Source organism: Variovorax sp. Root473 (assembly GCF_001426505.1).
Taxonomy (GTDB): Bacteria; Pseudomonadota; Gammaproteobacteria; order Burkholderiales; family Burkholderiaceae_C; genus Variovorax.
Genome location: NZ_LMEV01000017.1, coordinates 407,698 through 428,051, shown reverse-complemented (window position 1 = coordinate 428,051; position 20,354 = coordinate 407,698). Strand labels below are relative to the sequence as shown.

Sequence of the window (20,354 nt, the reverse complement as noted above, 5' to 3'; positions counted from 1 at the left end):
GTTGGTTCGGAGTCGGGCATTGTAGGCAACGCCTTGTGGACACAGATGTCCGAAAACGGCCAGTTGAAACGAGTCGAAACCGTATCATTTCCCCATGCCTACCGCCCACGCCCCCACCGAAGTGCTCCAGAGCGACGCCTGCTACCTGGCGATGAAGACGCACGACGCGCGCTTCGACGGCTCGTTCTTCACGGCCGTGACCTCCACCGGCATCTATTGCCGGCCGGTTTGCCGCGTCAAGCTGCCGCGGCGCGAGAACTGCCGCTTCTTCCGCCATGCGGCCCAGGCGGAAGCGGCGGGTTTTCGCCCCTGCCTGCGCTGCCGGCCCGAGCTGGCGCCGCGCGCGGCCAGCTGGTCGACCGAAGACGCCTCGCGCATCCTCGCGCTGCAGGCCGCGCGGCTCATCGACGAGCCCGATGCGTGGTCCGAAGAAGGCCCCGGCGCGGCCCAGATCGCGGCACGACTGGGCGTGAGCGACCGCCACCTGCGGCGCATCTTCGAGGCACAGTTCGGCGTGTCGCCGCTGCAGTACCTGCAGACGCGTCGCCTGCTGGCCGCCAAGCAGCTCATCGCCGACACGCGCCTGCCGATGACGCAGGTGGCACTGGCCAGCGGCTTCGCGAGCGTGCGGCGTTTCAACGCGGCCTTCGTGGCGCACTACGGGCTCAACCCGAGCGCGCTGCGCCGCGCGGGCGGCACCGAGGGCGGCGAAGGCAAGGCCATCGAGGTGCGGCTGGGTTTTCGCCCGCCCTACGACGCGAACGCCATGCTCGGCTTCTTCGCACGGCGCGCGCTGCGCGGCGTCGAAACCGTGCACACCGCCGACGGCAAGGAACCCGCCAAGGGCAGCACGCCGACCTATGTGCGGCTGGCGCGAACCCTGCGCGTGCAACATGGCGCGCAAACGCACGCCGGCTGGCTGCAGCTGCGCTTCGACCTCGAGCGCGAGCAGGTGCTGCTGGCCGTGAGCGATTCGCTGGCCGCGGTGCTGCCGATCGTCATCAGCCGCGCACGCGCGCTGTTCGACCTCGACGCGGAGCCGATGGCCATCAACGCCGCGCTGCACGCGGCCTTTCCGCACGGCGACGGGCTGCGCGTGCCCGGCACGGTCGACGGCTTCGAGCTCGCGGTGCGCGCGGTGCTGGGCCAGCAGATCACCGTGGCTGCGGCGCGCACGCTGGGCTCGCGGCTGGTCGAGGCTTTCGGCGACGCGATCGACACGCCCATCGACGGCCTGGCCCGTCTCTTTCCCACGCCCGCTGCGCTGGCAGCGGCCAGTGGCGATGCGCTCGGGCAGCTGGGCATCGTGCGCCAGCGGCAAGCCGCGCTGCAGGCCATCGCGCGCGAAGTGGCCTCGGGACGGCTGGCGCTGCATGCGGGCGCCGACGTGCCCTCGACCCTTGCGGCGCTGCAGGAGCTGCCCGGCATCGGCGCCTGGACCGCGCAGTACATCGCGATGCGCGCCCTGCGCTGGCCCGACGCCTTTCCCGCCGGCGACGTGGCCCTGCAGAAGGCACTGGGCGTGACCACCGCGCGAGCCGCCGGCGAAGCCTCGCAGGCCTGGCGACCGTGGCGCAGCTATGCGGTGCTGCGCGCATGGCACGCCCCGCCTGCACCACCCGAACCCGCAACGGCTGCCCAGACACCGATCGCTCCATCTTCCGACCTCGCAATGGCAGGCCTCGTGCCTGAAAGATCATGAAATTCAAACGCACAGTCATTTACACCTCGCACATCGACACGCCGCTGGGGCGCGTCACGATGGCCGCCACCGACCAGGGCCTGGCCGGGCTCTGGTTCGACCAGCAGCGCCACTGGCCCGACACCACGGGCTGGCAGACGAAGGACGACCATCCCGCGCTGCTCGAAGCCGCCGCGCAACTGCGCGACTACTTCGCCGGCCGCCGCAGCCACTTCGACATGCAGCTCGACCTGTCGCACGGCACGGTCTTCCAGCAGGGCGTGTGGCAGGCGCTGCTCGCCATCCCGGCCGGCGAGACCACCACCTACGGCGCGCTGAGCCAGCGCGTGGGCAACCCGGCCGCGGTGCGCGCGGTCGGCGCGGCCGTGGGACGCAACCCGATCAGTGTGATCGTGCCCTGCCACCGCGTGCTCGGTGCAGACGGCTCGCTGACCGGTTACGCTGGCGGGCTCGATCGCAAGACGGCCCTGCTCGAACTCGAGACCGGCAAATAGGACAGAAGAAAACACCGCCCATGGCGCGGCTCAACATCCTCTCGATGCAGCGCCGCGCCATTCCCCAAAGAGACGCATGACCACAACGAACAACAACACCACCGTCGTTCCCTCACCCGCCCCCCTCCCCGCCACCGCCGCGCTCGCGCCGAAGGCATGGCTCGTCGATCTCGTGCTGCTGGGCGCGCTGTGGGGTGCCTCCTTCCTCTTCATGCGCATCGGTGCCGCGGAGTTCGGCGCATTGCCGACCGCTGCCGTGCGCGTGGCCATCGCGGCGCTGTTCCTGCTGCCGATCGCACTGCTGCGCGGCCAGGGCCCGTCGATCGCGCAGCACTGGAAAGCCAGCCTCACGGTCGGCATCTTCAACTCGGGCATGCCGTTTGCGCTGTTCTGCTTCGCACTGCTGACCATCAACACCGGGCTGGCAGCGGTGCTCAACGCGACCACGCCGATGTTCGGCGCGCTGGTGGCCTGGGCCTGGTTCCGCGAACGGCCCAGTGGCTCGCGCCTCGTCGGCCTGGTGATCGGCTTCGCGGGCGTCGCGATGCTCGCCAGCCGCAGCGCCGGCCTGCAAGCCGGGTCCAGCGACCACGCCGCGCTATGGGCCGTGCTGGCCTGCCTGGCTGCGTGCCTTTGCTACGGGATCTCGGCCAGCGCTGCGCGGCGCCACCTGGCCGGCGTGCCCGCACTGACCACGGCCACGGGCAGCCAGATCGGCGCCACGCTGTTCCTCGTGCTACCCGCGATCTGGCTCTGGCCCGCGCAGATGCCCAGCCTGCGCGCATGGCTCGCGCTGCTCGCACTGGGCATCGCCTGCACGGGCGTGGCCTACATCCTGTTCTTCCGGCTCATCGAACGCGCCGGCCCGGCGCGCGCGCTCACCGTGACCTTCCTCGTGCCGGTGTTCGCGCTGTTCTACGGCGCCGTGTTCCTTGGCGAGCAGATCACGCAGTGGATGCTGATCTGCGCCTTCGTGATCGTGTGCGGCGTCGCGCTGTCGACCGGCATCGTCAAACTGCCGTCGCTGCGCAAGGCCGCGAGCTGAGCCGGATTCAGACCACGCCGGCGACCACGTTCACCGACAAGGCCAGTACGAGCATGTTGAACGCGAAGGCGAGCACGCTGTGGACCAGCGTGATGCGCCGCATCTCGTGCGAAGTGGCCTGCACGTCCGACACCTGCGAGGTCATGCCGATCACGTAGGCGTAGTACATGAAGTCGAAATAGTCCGGCGCTTCCTTGCCCGGAAAGTCGAGCCCGCCGTCGGACACGCCGCCCTTGCGGTCGATGTAGTAGCGGTGCGCGTAGTGAAAGGCGTAGATCGTGTGCATCATCAGCCACGAACCCGCCAGCGCCACCAGCCCGAGCGCCACATGGGCGCCGCGCGCCCAGCCGCTGAGCTGGCGTACCTGCTGCAGCAGCATCGCGATGGCGACCACGCTCACGCCCACCGCCACGAGCATCGACACCAGGATCACGACGTTGGGCTGGTCGAGTTGCTGTGCGCGCTCGCGCGTGCGCTGGGCATCGAAGGTCTCGGCCAGCCACCAGCTCAGCGCCTGGTACACCGCCACGCCCGCGCACCAGCCGGCCAGCGCGCGCGCGGTGAAGCCCATCGGCCACGGCAGCAGCGCCACCGCAACGGCTGCTGCGGCTCCATAGAGCAGGCGTTGGGGACCGGTGGTGGTGGAAAGATGTGCGCGCATGGGCGGACTGTAGCGCTGGTGTGCATCGGCGCTTTCCTACAGGCACATCCGCCATCGGCGCATGCACAGCCCGGTGCGGCCTCTCTAGAGTGGAGCGGTTCCAGGGAGTGCAGCCCGCAGGCGTCGCGACACACGCGCAGGCCCGAGGCGTCGTTCGAGGGATTTCTTCATGCTGTTGCATCGTTCGCGCTTGCGTGGCGCTCCTGGCACCCTGGCTGCTGCCGGCGTTCTCTTCACCTTCATCGCTGCTCCTGGCACTGCGCGGGCCGAGCCTTCACCGGCGCTGGACCGCTTCAGCTTCTCGGTGGGCGCCTTCAGCGCCGAGCCGAAACTCAGTGCCTCGTTCAACACGCCGTACGGCACGCTGCAATCGAACGACCTCAGACCGGGCCGCGTGACCATGCCGCGCATCACGGCCGATTTCCTGATCGGCGACAACCATGGCATCTCTTTCGACTACTTCCGCTACAAGCGCGACTACGACGGGCAGGTGGCGGGCAACACCACGATCGGCGACTTCGGCTCGCTGAGCGCCATCGGCACCGCGAACCTCGAGGCGAAGCTCGATTTCGCCAAGCTTTCCTACAAGTGGTGGCTCGGGTCGGGCAACACCGTGTTCGGCCTGGGGGCCGGCGCGGCCTACTACCGCGCCACCCTCGGCGCCACCGCGCTCTACGGCGTGAACGGACAAGTGCGCTCGGTCAGCGAGCGCTCCAGCGAAAACGCTGTCGCGCCGATGCTCGAAGTCGGCGTCCGCCATGCCCTGTCGCCCGACGTGCGGCTGTTCGCCGACGCTTCGGGCGTGTGGAAGAGCAGCGGTCGCTTCCACGGCAACATCTACAACGCCGCCGCCGGCGTGGAGTGGTTCCCCGTGAAGAACGTGGGGCTGGTGCTGGCCTACAGCGTGACCAACATCGACCTCACGCGCGAAGGCGGCTTTGCCGATTCACGCCTCAAGGTGCGGCTGCAGGGCCCCTCGGCCTTCCTCAAGGCTCGTTTCTGACATGGCCTGATACGGCCCGGCCCTCTAGGCGCCGCATAGCCGTTCTTCGCAAGACCGGCTGGCGGTGCCAGTTGCTCACCAGCGCGACTGAATCAAGCCGGCGGCTGCAGCTTCTGCAGCAGCGAGGCACGCACTTCCTTCTTGAGCACCTTGCCGACCTTGGAGCGCGGCAGGTCGCCCCACACCTCGACCTGCTTGGGCGCCTTCACGCTGCCAAGGCGCGACTTGACGAAGGCCTTGATCGCCTCGGCATCGACGCTGCGGCCCGCATGCAGCTGCAGCACGGCCACCACGCGCTCGCCCCATTTCTCGTCGGGCAGGCCGACGACCGCGCTGTCCTGCACGTCGGGATGCTGCATCAGCACCTGCTCCACTTCGGCCGAGTAGACGTTGAAGCCGCCCGAGATGATCATGTCCTTGGCGCGGTCGACGATGTACAGGAAGCCGTCACCGTCGAGGTAGCCGATGTCGCCCGTGCGATGCCACCCATGGCGCGAGGCTTCCTTGGTGGCCTGCGGATTCTTGTAGTAACCGCGCATCACGAGCGAGCCGCGCACCACGATCTCGCCGCTCTCGCCTGTGGGCACCAAAGCGCCCTCGCCGTCCATGATGCCGACCTGTACGAGGGGCCCCGGCCGCCCCGCCGAAGCGAGGCGCTGACGCGCGACCGAACCGTCGGCGTTGAAATGGTCCTTGGGCGGCATCATCGACACCATCATCGGCGCCTCGGTCTGGCCGAAGAGCTGCGCCATGACGGGGCCGATCCTGTCGAGCGCCTCCTCGAGCCGCGCGGCCGACATGGGCGCGGCGCCATACCAGAAGCACTGCAGCGAGTCGCGCTTCGTCTGCGCCAGCTCCGGGTGCTGCAACAGCATGTAGATCAGCGTCGGCGGCAGGAAGGTGTGGGTGACGCGCCGGCGCTCGATGAGCGCGAGGAACTCGCCCAGGTCGGGCTTGGGCATGATGACCACGCGCCCGCCCAGCGCCATCACGGGCAGGCACAGCACGCCGGCCGCATGCGTGAGCGGCGCGAGCGCCAGATACACGGGCCGGCCTTCGAACGGGTAGCCCATGAGGGTCAGCGCCGACATGGCCTCCAGGTTGCTGCCCGAGAGCATCACGCCCTTGGGCTGGCCGGTGGTGCCGCCGGTGCCGGCGATCATGGCCACGTCGTCGGTCGGCGCGATGTCGATCGGCGCATCGTCCAGCCCGTCGAGCCATTCATCCATGGCGGGCGCGAAGGCCTGCGGTTGGTCGAGGCACACCAGCGCCTTCAGTTGCGGCAGCTGCGCGCGCATCTGCTCGACCATCGGCGCGTAATTGCTGTGGAACACGAGGCACGCGCAATCGAAGGCATCGAGCACGAAGGCGTTCTCGCTGGCCTCGTTGCGCGGGTTGATCGGGCACCACACGCCACCGGCACGCGAGATGCCGAACACCGTGGCGAAGGCCAGGGCGTCGTTGCTCGAGAGCACCGCCACCTTGTCCCCGGGCTGAATGCCGGCGCGCTGCAGGCCGCGCGCCACGCGCCAGCTGATGCGTTGCACCTGGCCGTAGCTCAGGTCGGCGTCGCCCATGGTGAGGCACGGCGAATCGGCGCCCTGCTGGGCGCCTTTGTCGAGGTAGTCGACGAGGCGCATGCGCGTCAGCCCATCCGCGTGAGCACGGGTTCCTGCACCAGCCCGAAGCTGCGCAGCGCCCCCAGCAGCTCGCGGTGCCCGAAGGCCTGGCAGCCCGAGGCAAAGCCGGCGCGGCGCGGTGCCTGCTGCAGCAGCGAGGCCGCAGCGTAGGCCTGCAGCAGGCCGGTCTGCTTGTAGTTGCAGTTGCCGAAGATCACGCAGTGCGCGCGGCCCAGCGGACCGGAGGCATGCACAGAATCGACCGACTTGTTGATGCGCGGGTTCTCGCGCGGCGGCATGGTGTTCATCACGCCTGCCGCCGTCTGCGCGAGCGCGGCATAGCGGTCTTCGTCGTTCATGCCTTCGGTGGCCTTGAGCGCGGCGGCCACGATCTGCGGCACGCCCATCATTAGCGGCTTGTTGAAGACGCCGCCGAGCACCTTCACGTTGGCCACGCGCGGATCGCGCTTGAACCACACGGGGTGCGAGGTGCCGCCCCAGGGGAGCGCCAATGCGGCTTCGTGCTGGCCCGGAATCGACAGGTGGTACAGGCCCGCGTCGGGTTGCCACTCGACGTACTGGTTCTGCTCGAGGAAGAAGGCCTTCGACGTGGCGGCGTTCACCAGGATGGTCTGCGTCGATGCGATGGTCGGGCTGCCGCCCCAGAACACGGCGATGTCGAGCGTGTCCAGGCCCGGTGTTTCCAGGCACAGCTGCGCGGCGATTTCGCCGGTGGTGTACATCTGCGCCAGGCCGGGCGAGAGCAACAGGCCCGCAGCGGCGAACTTGGCGCCGTACTGCTGGTCGAGCGTAATGAGCCAGTCTTGCTCGCCGGTGGTGTCGGTGTAGTGGCAGCCGGCGGCCAGGCAGGCATCGACCACCTCGGGGCCGAACCTGGCGAACGGCCCCACCGTGTTGAGCACCACCGAGGCGCCGGCGAAGAGCTCGGTGAGCGCCTCGACCGTGTGCGCGACCTCGACCACTTCGTAGTCGGCGGTCTCGATGCCGGGCACGTTCGACTTCATCGCCGCTTCGAGCTTCTGTGCACTGCGGCCTGCTGCGATGAAGGGGATGTGGTACTCGCGCAGGTACTCGCACACCAGGCGCCCGGTGTAGCCGGAAGCGCCGTAGACGATGACGGGTTTCTTCTTGCTGCTGCTCATGTTTCTTGCTCCTTGCTGATCGCTCACATGCCCATGCCGCCGTCGACCGCGAGGCCCGCGCCGGTGATGAACCGGGCAGCGTCGGAGCAGAGGAAGACCACCACGTCGGCCATGTCGCCGATCTCGCCGAGGCGGCCCAGCGGCGTCTGGCCGATGACGTCGCCCACGGCGGCCTCGACGCTGGGCGCAAGCCCCGCGGCCACGATGTCGTTGGCGAGCTTCATGCCCATGTCGGTAGGCACGAGACCGGGATAGATGCAGTTGACGCGCACGCCGTAGCCCAGCTTGCCGGACTCCATGGCCGCCACGCGCGTGGCACGGTCGACCGCCGACTTGGTCGCCGAGTAGCCGGCAATGGCGGGGAACGCAATGGTGGCCGCGACCGACGCGATGTTGACCACCGCCCCGCCGCCGCCTGCGCTGCCGCCGGGGCGCATCGCGCGAAACGCATGCTTCATGCCCAGCAACGTGCCGGCCACATTCACGTCGAGCATGCGGCGCAGGTCGTCGCCTTCGACGTCGATCACCAGCGAGGTGATCTCGATGCCAGCGTTGTTGACCAGAATGTCGAAGCCGCCGAGCGCCTCCACCGTGGCCCCGGTGGCAGCTGCCCAGTCGCCGTCCTTCGTGACGTCGAGCGGGACGAAGCCCACCTTGGCTCCTTCGGCCGAGAGCCGCTGCGCGGTCTCCTTCCCCAGGTCGGCGAGCACGTCGCCGATCATCACCGACGCCCCCGCCTGCGCCAGCGCCTGGGCAATGCCCGCGCCGATGCCGCGCGCACCACCCGTCACCAGGGCCTTGCGCCCCGTCAAGTCGAACTTGGCCATCACTTGTCTCCTGTGAATATGTTTATGAGATGGAGCGGCCATGCTAGAAATCGACTTGACGAGTGTCAAGACTTTTCTTGACGACTGACCAAATTCCGTAAAATGCCTCTGGAGCGCATGTACGAGGGCTTTCCCACGCCGCGTGCTATGGTTTGCAATCACCAGGAAAACACAGCGGCCGGCACTCTGCGGCCTGGCTAGAAATGACCACTCATTCACGGGTAAAGAAGCACGCCGGACGGGTGCAGAAGGCACCGGCAGACAAGTTCGAGCAGCGCCGCGCCGAGCTTGGCGAAGCCGCCCTCACCACGCTGGCCACGCTCGGCTACGCGCGCACCAGCCTGCGCGAGATTGCGCAGAACTCCGAGTTCTCGCACGGCGTGCTGCACTACTACTTCAGCGACAAGGTCGACCTGATCGTGTGCAGCGTCAAGCAGTACAAGGCGCGCTGCGTCACGCGCTACGACCACGCGGTCGACACCGCCACCACCTACAACGAACTCATGGAAGGCTTCCTGCAGAGCCTGGGCGACACACTGCAGGGCGAAGGCCACGTGCACCGGCTCTGGTACGACCTGCGCTCGCAGGCGCTGTTCGAAGCCGCGTTCCACGACGACGTGGTGCAGATTGACAAGAGCCTCGAAGACATGATCTGGCGCATCATGAGCCGCTTCGCCGAGCTCTGCGGCCAGGCCCCCGGCCTGCCGCCTTCGGCCTGCTACGCGCTCTTCGACGGGCTGTTCCAGCAGGCGCTGCTCAAGCACCTCTCGGGCGACACGAAGGCCATTGCCGACATGCAGGCCGACGTGCGGCAGTCGATCGAGCGGTTGTTTGCGGCACCCGCCGCAACCACCGCGCCGTCCTCCCGCAAGCGGCGCGCCTGACGCCGCCATGGCGCCGTTCAACACCGCCTACCGGCAGACGCTGCTCGCCGGGCGCCTCACCTTAGGCCTGATGACGCCGCTGGCGCGCCCGCACGGGGCGATGGCCGACCCCGCGATCGAACTACACCTGGCCCGCCTGGCCGACACCCTCGGCTTTGCCGCGCTGTGGACGCGCGACGTGCCCGTGATGGTGCCGCAGGGCGAAGAAACCGCGGTGCTCGACGAGCCCTTCATCTGGCTCACCGCGCTGGCCGCCGCCACGCAGCGCATCGCGCTCGGCACCGCCGCCGCCGTGCTGCCGCTGCGCCATCCGCTGCACGTGGCCAAGGCCGCGCTCTCGCTCAACCGCCTGTCGAACAACCGCTTCATCCTCGGCCTGGGCTCGGGCGACCGCGAGGCCGAGTTCGCCATCTTCCAGCAGGACATCGCGCTGCGCGGCGACGTCTTCCGCGAACACTGGAACCTCGTGCGCTCGGCGCTCTCGCCCGATGCGTACCAGCGCGCCGCACTGCACGAGGCCACCGGCGGCCACGACCTCATGGCCGCGCCCGCCGCGCGCATCGGCATGCTGGTGGTGGGCTCAGCGCGCCAGTCGCTGCAATGGACCGCCGCCCACGCCGACGGCTGGGCCACCTACCACCGCGACGAAGCGCGCCAGCAGGGCCGCATCGGCCTGTGGCAGACCGCGCTGCGCGAACGCGCGAGCGGCGAAGCCAAGCCCTTCGTTCAGTCGTTGCAGCTCGACCTGCTGGACGATGCCGACGCACCCGCCGAGCCCATCGAGCTCGGCCTGCGCGCCGGGCGCCATGCGCTCGTCGACTACCTCGACCGCATGGAAGACGCCGGCGTCGCCCACGTGCTGCTGAACCTCTCGCGCAGCAGCCGGCGGCCCGCGCAGGACGTGGTCGACGAGCTCGGCCGCGAGGTCCTGCCGCGCCTGCAAGGCCATGCGCGCACATCGCCGCCCTGAGCCGGGCAGAATCCGGCGCTCGCCGTTGTCGACCTTCTCCCAAGGACTCCAAGGACCCGCCCCATGACCGACCTCTCGCACTTCCCCATCACGAAGAAATGGCCCGCACAGCACCCTGAGCGGCTGCAGCTGTATTCGCTGCCCACGCCCAACGGCGTGAAGGTGTCGATCCTGCTGGAGGAAACCGGCCTGCCCTACGAGCCGCACCTCGTGAGCTTCGAGACCAGCGACCAGATGTCGCCGGAATTCCTGTCGCTCAACCCGAACAACAAGATCCCCGCCATCCTCGACCCGAACGGCCCGAATGGCCAGCCGCTGGCGCTGTTCGAATCGGGCGCGATCCTGCTGTACCTCGCCGAGAAGACCGGTCAGTTCATTCCCAAGGATGCGGCGGCCCGCTACGAGACCATCCAGTGGGTGATGTTCCAGATGGGCGGCATCGGTCCGATGTTCGGCCAGCTCGGCTTCTTCAACAAGTTCGCCGGCAAGGCCTACGAAGACAAGCGCCCACGCGACCGCTACGTGGCCGAGTCGAAGCGCCTGCTCGGCGTGCTCGACAAGCACCTGACCGACCGCGCATGGGTCATGGGCGACAGCTACACCATCGCCGACATCGCGATCTTCCCGTGGGTGCGCAACCTGATCGGCTTCTACGAGGCTGGCGACCTGGTGGGCTTCAGCGATTTCAAGAACGTCGCGCGCGTGCTCGAAGCCTTCGTGGCACGGCCTGCGGTGGTGAAGGGGCTGGGGATTCCGGCACGGGGCTGAGCCCGGCGACACGCCCGTGGCGCACGGCTATTGCCGGTCGGGGCCGCGGCGCTGCGCCTCTTCGCGCACGGGCTTCACCAGCGCGGCACCCGCCAGCACCCACAGCGTGAGCGCCTCGTCGAACGCACGCACGTGCCGTGGGTTCTGGCCGAGCCACTGCACGAGCTGATCGGCGCGCTCGCGCGAGGGCGCATCGTGCAGACGGCAGAACAGCGCCCACGCAGTGTCGACGGCCGCCTGCGCGGGCACCGAGGCGCTGCGGGCCATCGCCGTGCGCCAAGGCATCGGCTAGATCTGGACGGCCTGCGGCGCGTCGCGCACCGCGCTTCGTGCGCGCGACTGCGCAGCGAGCAACGCGTTGCCGATCTCGCCCGTACGCACCGACGTCACCGACAGCAGCGTGTCGCTCAGGCCATGGCTGCCTTCGCAAGCACCCTGCAGGTAGATGCCCGGATGGAAGTCGGGCGTGGCCTTCAGCCGATAGTAGCGGTCGACGTCATAGGGGCCGATGTACGGCGCGAGCGGCGCCAGCAGGTCTTTGTGCTGGTCGCGCGCATAGCCCGTGGCGAGCACCACCGCGTCGTAGCGCACGGTGCTCTCGCGCTGCACGTCGCGGTCGAGCAGCGTGAGGTGGATGCCGTCGTTCGCGGCGCGGACCGAGCGCACGTCGTGCTGGCGCAGCATGCGCAGTCGAATGCCGCGCGCCACCTTCTGGTCGTAGAAGACCTTGTAGATCTGCTGGATCAGGTCGAGGTCGGCGACTGCGTAGTTCGTCTGTGCGAACTCGTCGAGCAGCGCGGCGCGCACCTCGGTGCCCTGGCTGTACATGTAGTCGGTGAAGTCTGCATTGAAGACTTCGTTGACGAAGGGGCTGTCGTCCGAAGGCCGAATCGACCGCGCACGCATGATGAAGTCGACCTGTGGTGCGCCGGGGCGCCCCTGCAGGTCCATGAAAATCTCCGCTGCGCTCTGGCCGGCGCCGACGATGGCAATGCGACGCGCCTGCGGGTGCTGCGCCATGTCCTTCAGGTAGCTGCTCGAATGGAACACGCGCGGGTCGTCGCGCAGCCCGCGAAAGCCCTCGGGAATGTGGGGCACGCCGCCGATGCTCACCACCAGATTGCGCGCAAGCCGCTCCTGCACGCGGCCGTCGGCAGCGCGTGAGCGCACGCGCAGCAGTTGCACCTCGCCGCCCTGCTTCTCGGGTTGCACGTCGAACACCTCCTCGCCGTAGCGGCACGCATCTTCGAACTGGCCCGCGGCCCAGCCCAGGTAGTCGTTGAACTCGTGGCGACTCGGGAAGAAGCTCTTGAGGTTGATGAAGTCCGTCAGCCGGCCCTTCTCGTGCAGGTAGTTCACGAAAGTGAAGCGGCTGGTCGGGTTGCGCAGCGTCGCCAGATCCTTCAGGAACGAGATCTGCATGTGGGCCTGGTCCAGCAGCATGTTCGGGTGCCAGGCGAAGCAGGGCTGGCGCTCGATGAAGAGCGCGTCCAGCGGCTTGCTGCCGTGGCGCTTCTCGTCGAGTGCGATGGCCAGGGCGACGTTCGACGGGCCGAATCCGACGCCGATCAGGTCATGGATGTGCTGCATGGGATGTCAACTCCTGTGTGTGTTGTGTGCGATCGAAAGGGTGCGTGCTTTCACGCGGCAAGATTCGCCGATGCGCGGACCCGGTCTTGCTCAATGCGTCCGGCCTTCATGCGGATCACGCGATCGGCCAGGTGGAAGTAGCGGTCGTCGTGCGAGATCACGACCAGCAGATGCCCCTTGGCGCGCAGCTCGGGGAGCAGCTCGGTATAGAACAGATGGCGAAAGCTCGGGTCCTGGTCGGCGGCCCATTCGTCGAACACCAGCACCGGCCGGCCTTCCAAGTAGGCGTGCACCAGCGCCAGCCGCTTGCGCTGGCCGGTCGACAGGTCGACGGTGCTGAAGGAGCCGTCCTTGATGCTCACCTTGTGGGCGATTTCCAGGCGCTGCAGGTAGGGCAGCGCGGCGTGCGGCAACGCGTGCGCGCCGCCTTCGCCCTTCTGCGTGGCGACGAGCTCCTCGAACAGGTAGAAATCGGAGAACACCGTCGTGAAGAGCTGCCGGTAGTCGTCGCGGGTCTGCGGCGTCACGGGCTGGCCGTCGAGCAGCACGTCGCCGTCCTGCGGCGCATACAGGCCGAGCAGCAGCTTGATCAGGGTGGTCTTGCCCGAGCCGTTGTCGCCCACCACGAACACCATTTCGCCGCGGCGCAACTGCAGGTCGATGGGGCCGAGCACGAAGGGCTCGCTGCCTTCGGGCACGTCGAAGGCATAGCGCACGCCGCGCATGCCGATGCCTTCCTGCATCCTGGCGCTTCCCGCCGGGCGCTCCAGGTGCAGGTACGGCTCGGGCGTCGCAAAGCGCGCCGACAGGTCCGCTATGCGCTGGAACGCGACCTTGGCGCGGCCGACGTTGGGCAGCGCGCCGGCAATCATGTCGATCGGGCCCTTCAGGAACAGCAACACCAGCACGAAACCGCTGAGCACCACGGGCTCGGTGGCGCGGAAGGCTGCCCAGCCCAGGATCATCGCGATCAGCAGGAAGAACAGGGCCGAGCCGAAGGCCGTGGCCATCACGTAGGTGTTGATCGCGCGGGTGTTGACGGTGCGGATGTCGTCGACGATGCGCTCGACCTGATCGCCGAACATGCGCGTGCGGCGGCCGCGGTGCATGCGCAGCTCCTTTGCGCCTTCGCTGATCGCACGATAGGCCTTGTGCAGTTGGTCTTCGTGCGCGCGCGCCTTCCAGAAGCCGGCGCTGCCGCGCGTCTGGGCGACCGTCTGGATCGTGGCGCCGATCGCGAGCGCGACCACCAGCAGGCCGAAGAGCGGCAGCGACAGCCAGGCCAGGTAACCGAGGCAACCGAGCGCCACCGCCGCCGCGATCAGGGTGGACGACAGCACGAAGGCGACGTCGCTGATCATGTCCACGTCCTGCGAGAGCACGGGCATCAGACGGTGGGTGCGGTAGCGTTCGAGCGCATCGATGGGCGCCGAGAGAATCTTCTGGGCAAGGCTCTTGCGCACTTGGGCCACCAGGCGCTGGCCCACGAAGTTGGTGGAGACGTCCGACGCCATGCGCCCGAACAGCGCCACGAGGCACAGGCCGATGAAGGTCAGGAGCAGTCCACCGGCCATGCCGCCTTCCTGGTTCAGCACCAGGTTGATGGTGCGCAGCAGCGCGACCGTGGCCGCACCCGCACACACGCCGGTGACCAGCGACAGCGCGATCCACGGAACGAAGGGCTTGAACAGCCGCGCGATTTCCGCATCGTCGGCGCCGCCTTCGCGGCGTTCACTGCCAGGGATCGATGTCATGCAAACTCTTTCCGCCCACGGAGGGCGATGACGGCCTCGCGACGGAGCCCGAAAACTGCAGGGGCCATCCGGCCCGGCGGGCTGGATGCGGCGGCACAAGGCCGCCTTCTGCATAGACGGTGGCGCCCGATCGATGTTCATCGGTGCCGACGCGATGAACATGCGCGGCGCGAAAACGTCTGGCAGGCATGCACCCCATGCCCTGCCTCGCCCTTCCGTGATCGCCCTGCTGGAGCCCCTCTTCCGCGGCGAGCTCGCGCCGATCGGCGAACGACTGGTGTGCGCACCGGAGGTTCCGTGCGAGGCGCTTCGTGTGTCGGACCTGGTGAGGTCCGAGGCGCTGCTGGCCGACGTGCTCCACCGGCATGCGACCGTCCACCGCGTGACGGACGGCGACCTGCGCGCCGTCGCCTCGGCCTGGAGCTTTGAGTACCTTTCCGTGCTGCTGCCGCCGCTGGTCGCGGGTGCCAGCGTGCTCCAGCATGGGTTCCCGGCCGCGGCATCGCAGATGTGGGTGCGGCTCGACGGCCGCGGCGAGCCCGTGGACTTTCATGTCCGCGAACTCGGCGCGTCACAGCACGGCGCCGACACCGCGCAGCGCTACGCGCCCTTGCTGTGGCAGCACCTGTCGCCCCTGTTCTCGGCCATCGCCGGGCTCACTCGCATCGCGTCGAAAATTCTGTGGGGCAATGCCGCGCGGATCCTCGAACCGATCCTGGACCGGGGCGTGGCGCTCACCGGCGGCACGGCCTCGCTGATGCAAGACCGCGAGCATCTGCTGCACGCTGCCACCTGGACGCAAGGGGCGGCGAATCCGCTGCACGGCCGCCAGCGCGAAGTCGTCCGCACGCAGGACGGCTGCGCCGTTCGGGTGAAGCTGCACCGCCAGTGCTGCCTGAACCACCTGCTGCCCGGCGAGGGCTACTGCAGCAGCTGCCCGCTGGCGCCGCAGCACCGATGAACAGATCCCGCCGCGTTTCGTCTCCTCATGAGACGAAACGGGATGGCGCGCGCCTGCGCGTGCCGTTCCGCCGTTGCTCCGCATCACCCACCTACACGGACTCACCCATGCCCAAGGCCAAGCTCGTCTACATCATGTCCTTGCGAAATGCCGCCGCCGACAAGGCGGGCCAGAACGTCGACTACAAGGGCGCGCCGCGCTACATGAAGTCGCCGCTCGAATACCTGGCGCAGGCGCTGGACACCACGCCGCTGGGCGACGCCTACTCGCTCGAAGGCGTCATCTACGACGACGATGCGCAGTCGCCGCGCGACCAGGCGGCCCTGGCGGACTACAGGTTCGCCTGGCATCCGCAGCACCAATGGATCTTTCCTGCCGAGCTGCGCGCGCAGGGCCAGCTGCTTCGGGACATGCTGCATCCCGTGCCCTCGGCCTACCGCCGCATGCCGCTGGATGCGCCCGGGCGCGCGGCGGGCAAGCGCGCCTTCGAACGCACGCTGCTCGACAAGCTGCTCACGCTCGGTGCCGACGTCGTGCTGCTCGACGGGCTGCTGGTCATCCTCGACGAGCTGGTGCGGCCCGGCAGCCCTTACCACCGGAAGATCGTCAACATCCACCCGGGCATCACGCGGCTCGAGTCGCCCTTCCAGCGCCGCGGCGCCTGCGCCACGCTCGACGCGCTGCACGGCGCGCAGGGCCACAAGGTGGTCGACTGGGCCTCGATGACGAAGGTGAAGGTGCCTGTGATCGACAGGACCGGCGCATCGCTGCACTACGTGGACAACGGCATCGATTCGGGCGAAGTGATCTTCGACGTGCTCGACACGCCCATCGCGCCCGAAGACACCATCCTCGAACTGCGCTGGAACAACTTCAACTGCAGCCTCTTTCCGGCCATGCACCACGGCTTGATGTTGCTGGCGCCCCACGTCCTGAGCCCGCAAGCCAGATAAGTCACGCTTTCGCGGCGCAGAGCCAAACTTAATGAGAACACTTCTCATTAAAATTTACCCGCTCTTGCACTTTATTACTTTCAAAGTCCCTTCATGCAACTCCCTTTCCTTCCCCGCCAACGCCTGCTGCATGCCTCGCTGGCCGCGGCATTCGGCACCACCGCCGCGTTCTGGAGCGTCGCCAGCCATGCCCAGGCGTCCACGCCTGCCACGTCGGCGGCCGAAGGCAAGCCGGCGACCGGCGCCACGCTGCCTGCGGTCACGGTGAATGCCAATTCGGAGGAAAGCGCCACCGGCCCGGTGAACGGCTACGTGGCCAAGCGCAGCAGCACGGGCACCAAGACCGACACGCCGATCATCGAGACACCGCAGTCGATCTCCGTGGTCACGTCCGACCGCATGCAGGCCACCGGCGCCACGACGCTGAAGGACGCATTGAGCTATTCGCCCGGCGTGGCCATCACGACCTTCGGGGCCGATTCGCGCTACGACTGGCTCACGCTGCGCGGCTTCGACGCCTATGCGCCGGGCTTCTACCTGGACGGCCTGCCGCTGCGCAACAACGGCAACTGGGGCGTGTGGCGCACCCAGAACTACGGTGCCGAGCGCATCGAGCTGCTGCGCGGGCCCGCGTCGGTCCTGTATGGCGCCAGCGGCCCGGGCGGCGTGGTCAACGTGGTGAGCAAGCGCCCCACGGCCGAGCCGTTGCGTGAACTCCAGATGCAGATTGGCGACCACAACCGCAAGCAGATCGCTGGCGACTTCTCCGGCCCGATCGACGCCGAAGGCAAGGTGCTCTACCGCGTGGTGGGCCTGATCCGCGATGGCGACCTGCCCACCGGCAAGATGCCCGACCGCCGCTCGTATTTCGCGCCCTCGATCACCTGGCGCCCCTCGGGCGACACCAAGCTGACGGTGCACGCCGAAATCGACCGCACGCGCGCTGGCGTCTACAACCGCATCCAGCCGCAGGTCGGTTCGCTGATCCCGACCGCGATCGGCACCCGCCTGTCGCCGTCGCTGGCGACCGGCGACCCCAGCTACGACCGCTTCAACAGCGACCAGTGGCTGGTGGGCTACGAGCTCGAGCACCGCGTGAACGACACCGTCACCGTGCGCCAGAACGCGCGCTACGGCGAGCTGAAGGTCGACTACGCCGGCATCTGGCCGCTGCGCCGCCTCACCACCGTGGACGCGCGCAATCCGCTCAATCCAGCGAATTTCATGTTCCTCGGGCGCTATCCCACCGGCAGCCGGGAAAGCGTTTCCTCCTTCAGCATCGACAATCAGGTACAGGCCGACCTCCGCTCGGGCGACTGGCAGCACAAGGTGCTGGTGGGACTGGACTACCAGCGCAACCGCATCGACCAGTACAGCTTCTCGACCGGCAGCGCGCCGACGATCAATGTCTTCGCACCGGTCTACGGCGGTCCGGTCAAGGAAGGCGCGCCCTGGATGAACTCCGACATCCGCCTGGCGCAGACCGGCCTGTACATCCAGGACCAGATCAAGTGGGGCGACCGCTGGTCGCTCACGCTGGGCGGCCGCTACGACAGCGGCGACAGCGACGTGTTCGACCGCCTCACGGCCAAGTCCACGAGCATCTCGCAGAACAAGTTCACCAAGCGCGCCGGCCTCGTCTACGTGGCGCCGAACGGCGTGGCCCCCTACCTCAGCTATACCGAATCGTTCGCGCCCACAGGCCAGGTCGATCCGGTCAGCGGCCAGCCGTTCAAACCCGAGACGGGCAAGCAGTACGAGGCAGGCATTCGCTACCAGCCGCCGGGCACGAAGCAAAGCTACAGCGCCGCCATCTTCGACCTGCGCCGCCAGAACTACATCTCGAACGACGCGAACTTCGTTCCCAAGCAGACCGGCGAGATCCAGGTCCGTGGCCTGGAGCTCGAGGCCACCGCCGAACTCACGTCGCGCGTGAACGTCACGGCGTCCTACGGCTACACGCCGCGCGCCATCGTCACGGCCAGCGCCAACCCGGCCGAGGTCGGCAAGCAGGCCAACGCCGTGCCGCGTCACCGGCTCGCGATCTGGGCCGACTACCGCTTTGCCAGCGGCGTGAAGGTGGGCCTGGGCGCGCGCTACACCGGCTCGAACTACGGCGATGGCGAGAAGGTCGCACCGTACAAGGTGCCTGCCTCCACAGTGTTCGACGCCATGATCGGCTACGACTTCGACCGCTGGAGCCTGGCGCTCAACCTGCGCAACCTGACCAACAAGGACTTCCTCGCGAACTGCGACCAATACGGCAAGTGCTACTACGGCGCGCCGCGCTCGATCGTGGCAACGGCGGCGTACCGCTGGTAAGCAGGAACGACACCCCGCGGCGCGGCGAGCGCCCCGGGTGATCCTCCAAGGAGAAGGCCCGGCGTCAATGCGCCGGGCCTTTTCTTTTCGTCGGAGGGACGAAGCGCGAGTCAGTCGACAGCGCCTGCCGCAAGCGCCGCGAGGTCCGCGAGGCTTTCGGCCTTCATCACGTCCGCCAGCACCAGCCTGCGGCCACCCGGCACCAGTGCCCGCAGGCCGAGCAAGAGCTTCAGGCTCAGCAGCGAGTCCCCGCCCAGCTGGAAGAAGTTGTCGTGGCGGCTCACACGCCGCACGCCCAGCAGTTCGGTCCATAGCGCGGCCAGCGCGTGCTCCAACACGCCCTGAGGCGCTTCATGGGCCACGCGGCCGGACGATGCCAACCGCGGCACCACGGCAACCGGCTCCTGCTGCAATGCAAGCTGGGCGGCAAGTTCGCGTGCGGGCCGTTGCGGCTGCCGCGCCAGGGCATTGGCCACGTTGGCGACGCTCGCCCACATGTGCTCGCAGACGCGTGCGGCGCCCACCGACCCGCTGACCTGCACCGAGAGCGCAAAGCCATCGCCGAAGTCGCTCACCGACAGGCCGAGCGGGTAGTTGCTGCGCTCCTGGCCCGAGACGAACTCGATGCCGTTCCATGCGGCGTTCGCCTCGGGCGCGCGGCGCGGGCTGTGGCGATAGTTCAGCAGCGACGAGAACAGCGGCGCGCCCTGGGGCAACGCACTGCAGCGCTGCGCAAGCGACAGGCTCGCGTGCTCGTGCTGCATCAGCTGGGCCAGTGCCGCATGCGTCTCTTGGACGCACTGCGCCACGCCGAGCGTGCCGAGTCGGATGCGCAGCGGCAGCATGTTCATGCACAGGCCCAGGGCCCGCTCCGCGTCCTCGCCCGCCTGCATGCGCCCGAAGAGCACCGTACCGAATACCACGTCGTCCTGTCCCGTGGCCTTGGCCAGCACCATCGCCCACGCGAGATGAAAGAGCGTCGCCGGGCTCACGCCATGGCGCTGCGCCTGCAGCCGCAACTGCGACGCCAGCGCGGCATCGATGGGAAGCTGCGCGTCGTCGACATCGGAGCCGTCGCATTGCACATCGGTCAGGCCGAACGGTGTGGTGGGCTGCGACACATCGCCCAGCATGCGGGTGAAGAACGCTTCATGCTCCGCCTGCGCCACGCCGAGCCGGGCGTGGGCTACGAAGCGGCGGAACGGCACGGGCGGCCGAAGGGCGACATCCGGGCCTTTCTGGACCGCGGTGATCTCGTCCATCAGCAGTTCCAGCGTCGTGTGGTCCGAAATGAGGTGATGGCTGGGCAACTGCAGGAGCCAGCGCTGTTGCGCTGCGTCGTGCGCCGCCACCGCATCGATCATCGGCGCGCGCCGCACGTCGATGCGGTAGCCGGTTGGATCGACGTGGGCGTTGAGCCGATCGGCCACGCTGGCGCTCGCCGATGCGGCGTCGCCATCGAGCCATTGCAGCGTCAGCTGCGCTTCCCGACACACGACCTGCACAGGCTCGCGGAGCCCCTCCCACACGATCGCCGTGCGAAGAATGTCGTGCCGCGCGATCACCCGGTTGAAGCTCTCGACGAAGCGCTCCAGCCGGTCCCGACTGTCGAAACTCATCAGCAACGGATAGACATAC

General features: G+C 68.3%; 18 protein-coding genes. 10 read left to right on the top strand and 8 right to left on the bottom strand.

The window, feature by feature from the left end; translation table 11 throughout:
* The first annotated feature begins 94 nt into the window (after positions 1-94).
* The 3 genes from ASD34_RS15270 to ASD34_RS15260 all read left to right on the top strand — a co-directional run bounded on the left by ASD34_RS15270 (position 95) and on the right by ASD34_RS15260 (position 3,241).
* Positions 95-1,702, top strand: coding sequence for a DNA-3-methyladenine glycosylase 2 family protein (locus ASD34_RS15270; protein ID WP_056579020.1), 1,608 nt, complete (start codon positions 95-97; stop codon positions 1,700-1,702).
* A complete protein-coding gene (locus tag ASD34_RS15265) occupies positions 1,699-2,196 on the top strand; it encodes a methylated-DNA--[protein]-cysteine S-methyltransferase (protein ID WP_056579018.1) in 498 nt (165 codons plus the stop codon). The genes ASD34_RS15270 and ASD34_RS15265 overlap by 4 nt, the downstream gene beginning before the upstream one ends.
* A 76-nt stretch (positions 2,197-2,272) precedes the next feature.
* Positions 2,273-3,241 (top strand): DMT family transporter, encoded by a 969-nt coding sequence (locus tag ASD34_RS15260; RefSeq protein ID WP_056579016.1) that lies wholly within the window; start codon positions 2,273-2,275, stop codon positions 3,239-3,241.
* Positions 3,242-3,248: 7 nt separating this feature from the next.
* On the opposite strand, the gene ASD34_RS15255 is transcribed toward ASD34_RS15260, so the two are convergent.
* Complete coding sequence (locus ASD34_RS15255) at positions 3,249-3,902, bottom strand: DUF1345 domain-containing protein (protein ID WP_056579013.1); 654 nt, start codon at positions 3,900-3,902, stop codon at positions 3,249-3,251.
* Between the two features lie 169 nt (positions 3,903-4,071).
* Here ASD34_RS15255 and ASD34_RS15250 point away from each other — a divergent pair, with 169 nt between their 5' ends.
* A complete protein-coding gene (locus ASD34_RS15250) occupies positions 4,072-4,905 on the top strand; it encodes a hypothetical protein (protein ID WP_056579010.1) in 834 nt (277 codons plus the stop codon).
* A 92-nt stretch (positions 4,906-4,997) separates the two neighbouring features.
* Here the strand turns inward: ASD34_RS15250 and ASD34_RS15245 are convergent, their stop codons facing one another.
* From ASD34_RS15245 to ASD34_RS15235, 3 genes are read right to left on the bottom strand one after another with little or no spacing between them, the layout of a single operon-like run.
* Positions 4,998-6,545 (bottom strand): acyl-CoA synthetase, encoded by a 1,548-nt coding sequence (locus ASD34_RS15245; protein WP_056579008.1) that lies wholly within the window; start codon positions 6,543-6,545, stop codon positions 4,998-5,000.
* A gap of 5 nt (positions 6,546-6,550) precedes the next feature.
* A complete protein-coding gene (locus ASD34_RS15240) occupies positions 6,551-7,687 on the bottom strand; it encodes a DUF5938 domain-containing protein (RefSeq protein WP_056579005.1) in 1,137 nt (378 codons plus the stop codon).
* Positions 7,688-7,710: 23 nt separating this feature from the next.
* A complete protein-coding gene (locus ASD34_RS15235) occupies positions 7,711-8,514 on the bottom strand; it encodes an SDR family NAD(P)-dependent oxidoreductase (RefSeq protein WP_056579002.1) in 804 nt (267 codons plus the stop codon).
* A 203-nt stretch (positions 8,515-8,717) separates the two neighbouring features.
* Between ASD34_RS15235 and ASD34_RS15230 the strand changes: the two genes are divergently transcribed.
* The 3 genes from ASD34_RS15230 to ASD34_RS15220 all read left to right on the top strand — a co-directional run bounded on the left by ASD34_RS15230 (position 8,718) and on the right by ASD34_RS15220 (position 11,136).
* Positions 8,718-9,398, top strand: coding sequence for a TetR/AcrR family transcriptional regulator (locus ASD34_RS15230; RefSeq protein ID WP_056578999.1), 681 nt, complete (start codon positions 8,718-8,720; stop codon positions 9,396-9,398).
* Between the two features lie 7 nt (positions 9,399-9,405).
* Entirely contained in the window at positions 9,406-10,368 is a 963-nt protein-coding gene (locus ASD34_RS15225; protein ID WP_056578996.1) for a TIGR03571 family LLM class oxidoreductase, read from the top strand.
* A 63-nt stretch (positions 10,369-10,431) separates the two neighbouring features.
* On the top strand, positions 10,432-11,136 hold the full coding sequence (locus tag ASD34_RS15220) for a glutathione S-transferase N-terminal domain-containing protein (protein ID WP_056578993.1): 705 nt from the start codon (positions 10,432-10,434) through the stop codon (positions 11,134-11,136).
* A gap of 27 nt (positions 11,137-11,163) precedes the next feature.
* On the opposite strand, the gene ASD34_RS15215 is transcribed toward ASD34_RS15220, so the two are convergent.
* The 3 genes from ASD34_RS15215 to ASD34_RS15205 are packed head-to-tail and all read right to left on the bottom strand — an operon-like array spanning position 11,164 to position 14,480.
* A complete protein-coding gene (locus tag ASD34_RS15215; RefSeq protein ID WP_235510085.1) occupies positions 11,164-11,421 on the bottom strand; it encodes a hypothetical protein in 258 nt (85 codons plus the stop codon).
* A gap of 3 nt (positions 11,422-11,424) precedes the next feature.
* Positions 11,425-12,726: a lysine N(6)-hydroxylase/L-ornithine N(5)-oxygenase family protein gene (locus tag ASD34_RS15210; RefSeq protein ID WP_056578990.1), complete on the bottom strand. Its 1,302-nt coding sequence runs from the start codon at positions 12,724-12,726 to the stop codon at positions 11,425-11,427.
* 50 nt (positions 12,727-12,776) lie between these two features.
* Positions 12,777-14,480: a cyclic peptide export ABC transporter gene (locus ASD34_RS15205; RefSeq protein ID WP_056578987.1), complete on the bottom strand. Its 1,704-nt coding sequence runs from the start codon at positions 14,478-14,480 to the stop codon at positions 12,777-12,779.
* A gap of 133 nt (positions 14,481-14,613) precedes the next feature.
* Between ASD34_RS15205 and fhuF the strand changes: the two genes are divergently transcribed.
* The 3 genes from fhuF to ASD34_RS15190 all read left to right on the top strand — a co-directional run bounded on the left by fhuF (position 14,614) and on the right by ASD34_RS15190 (position 18,716).
* Positions 14,614-15,441, top strand: a complete 828-nt coding sequence (gene fhuF, locus ASD34_RS15200) for a siderophore-iron reductase FhuF (RefSeq protein ID WP_235510084.1) — start codon at positions 14,614-14,616, stop codon at positions 15,439-15,441.
* 107 nt (positions 15,442-15,548) lie between these two features.
* On the top strand, positions 15,549-16,394 hold the full coding sequence (locus ASD34_RS15195; protein WP_056578982.1) for a formyltransferase family protein: 846 nt from the start codon (positions 15,549-15,551) through the stop codon (positions 16,392-16,394).
* A 93-nt stretch (positions 16,395-16,487) separates the two neighbouring features.
* The gene (locus ASD34_RS15190; protein ID WP_056578980.1) at positions 16,488-18,716 is read left to right on the top strand and encodes a TonB-dependent siderophore receptor; all 2,229 of its coding nucleotides are present in this window, start codon (positions 16,488-16,490) and stop codon (positions 18,714-18,716) included.
* A gap of 110 nt (positions 18,717-18,826) precedes the next feature.
* On the opposite strand, the gene ASD34_RS15185 is transcribed toward ASD34_RS15190, so the two are convergent.
* On the bottom strand, positions 18,827-20,354 hold a 1,528-nt coding region (locus ASD34_RS15185), incomplete at its 5' end, for a condensation domain-containing protein (RefSeq protein WP_235510083.1).

Bases quoted from the DNA above. Each gene is read 5' to 3' on its own strand.
- ASD34_RS15260 (WP_056579016.1), top strand. From the start codon at position 2,273: ATGACCACAACGAACAACAACACCACCGTCGTTCCCTCACCCGCCCCC.
- ASD34_RS15230 (WP_056578999.1), top strand. From the start codon at position 8,718: ATGACCACTCATTCACGGGTAAAGAAGCACGCCGGACGGGTGCAGAAG.
- ASD34_RS15250 (WP_056579010.1), top strand. From the start codon at position 4,072: ATGCTGTTGCATCGTTCGCGCTTGCGTGGCGCTCCTGGCACCCTGGCT.
- ASD34_RS15225 (WP_056578996.1), top strand. From the start codon at position 9,406: ATGGCGCCGTTCAACACCGCCTACCGGCAGACGCTGCTCGCCGGGCGC.
- ASD34_RS15205 (WP_056578987.1), bottom strand. From the start codon at position 14,480: ATGACATCGATCCCTGGCAGTGAACGCCGCGAAGGCGGCGCCGACGAT.
- ASD34_RS15265 (WP_056579018.1), top strand. From the start codon at position 1,699: ATGAAATTCAAACGCACAGTCATTTACACCTCGCACATCGACACGCCG.
- ASD34_RS15210 (WP_056578990.1), bottom strand. From the start codon at position 12,726: ATGCAGCACATCCATGACCTGATCGGCGTCGGATTCGGCCCGTCGAAC.
- ASD34_RS15270 (WP_056579020.1), top strand. From the start codon at position 95: ATGCCTACCGCCCACGCCCCCACCGAAGTGCTCCAGAGCGACGCCTGC.
- ASD34_RS15235 (WP_056579002.1), bottom strand. From the start codon at position 8,514: ATGGCCAAGTTCGACTTGACGGGGCGCAAGGCCCTGGTGACGGGTGGT.
- ASD34_RS15190 (WP_056578980.1), top strand. From the start codon at position 16,488: ATGCAACTCCCTTTCCTTCCCCGCCAACGCCTGCTGCATGCCTCGCTG.
- ASD34_RS15220 (WP_056578993.1), top strand. From the start codon at position 10,432: ATGACCGACCTCTCGCACTTCCCCATCACGAAGAAATGGCCCGCACAG.
- ASD34_RS15215 (WP_235510085.1), bottom strand. From the start codon at position 11,421: ATGCCTTGGCGCACGGCGATGGCCCGCAGCGCCTCGGTGCCCGCGCAG.
- ASD34_RS15245 (WP_056579008.1), bottom strand. From the start codon at position 6,545: ATGCGCCTCGTCGACTACCTCGACAAAGGCGCCCAGCAGGGCGCCGAT.
- fhuF (WP_235510084.1), top strand. From the start codon at position 14,614: ATGTTCATCGGTGCCGACGCGATGAACATGCGCGGCGCGAAAACGTCT.
- ASD34_RS15255 (WP_056579013.1), bottom strand. From the start codon at position 3,902: ATGCGCGCACATCTTTCCACCACCACCGGTCCCCAACGCCTGCTCTAT.
- ASD34_RS15195 (WP_056578982.1), top strand. From the start codon at position 15,549: ATGCCCAAGGCCAAGCTCGTCTACATCATGTCCTTGCGAAATGCCGCC.
- ASD34_RS15240 (WP_056579005.1), bottom strand. From the start codon at position 7,687: ATGAGCAGCAGCAAGAAGAAACCCGTCATCGTCTACGGCGCTTCCGGC.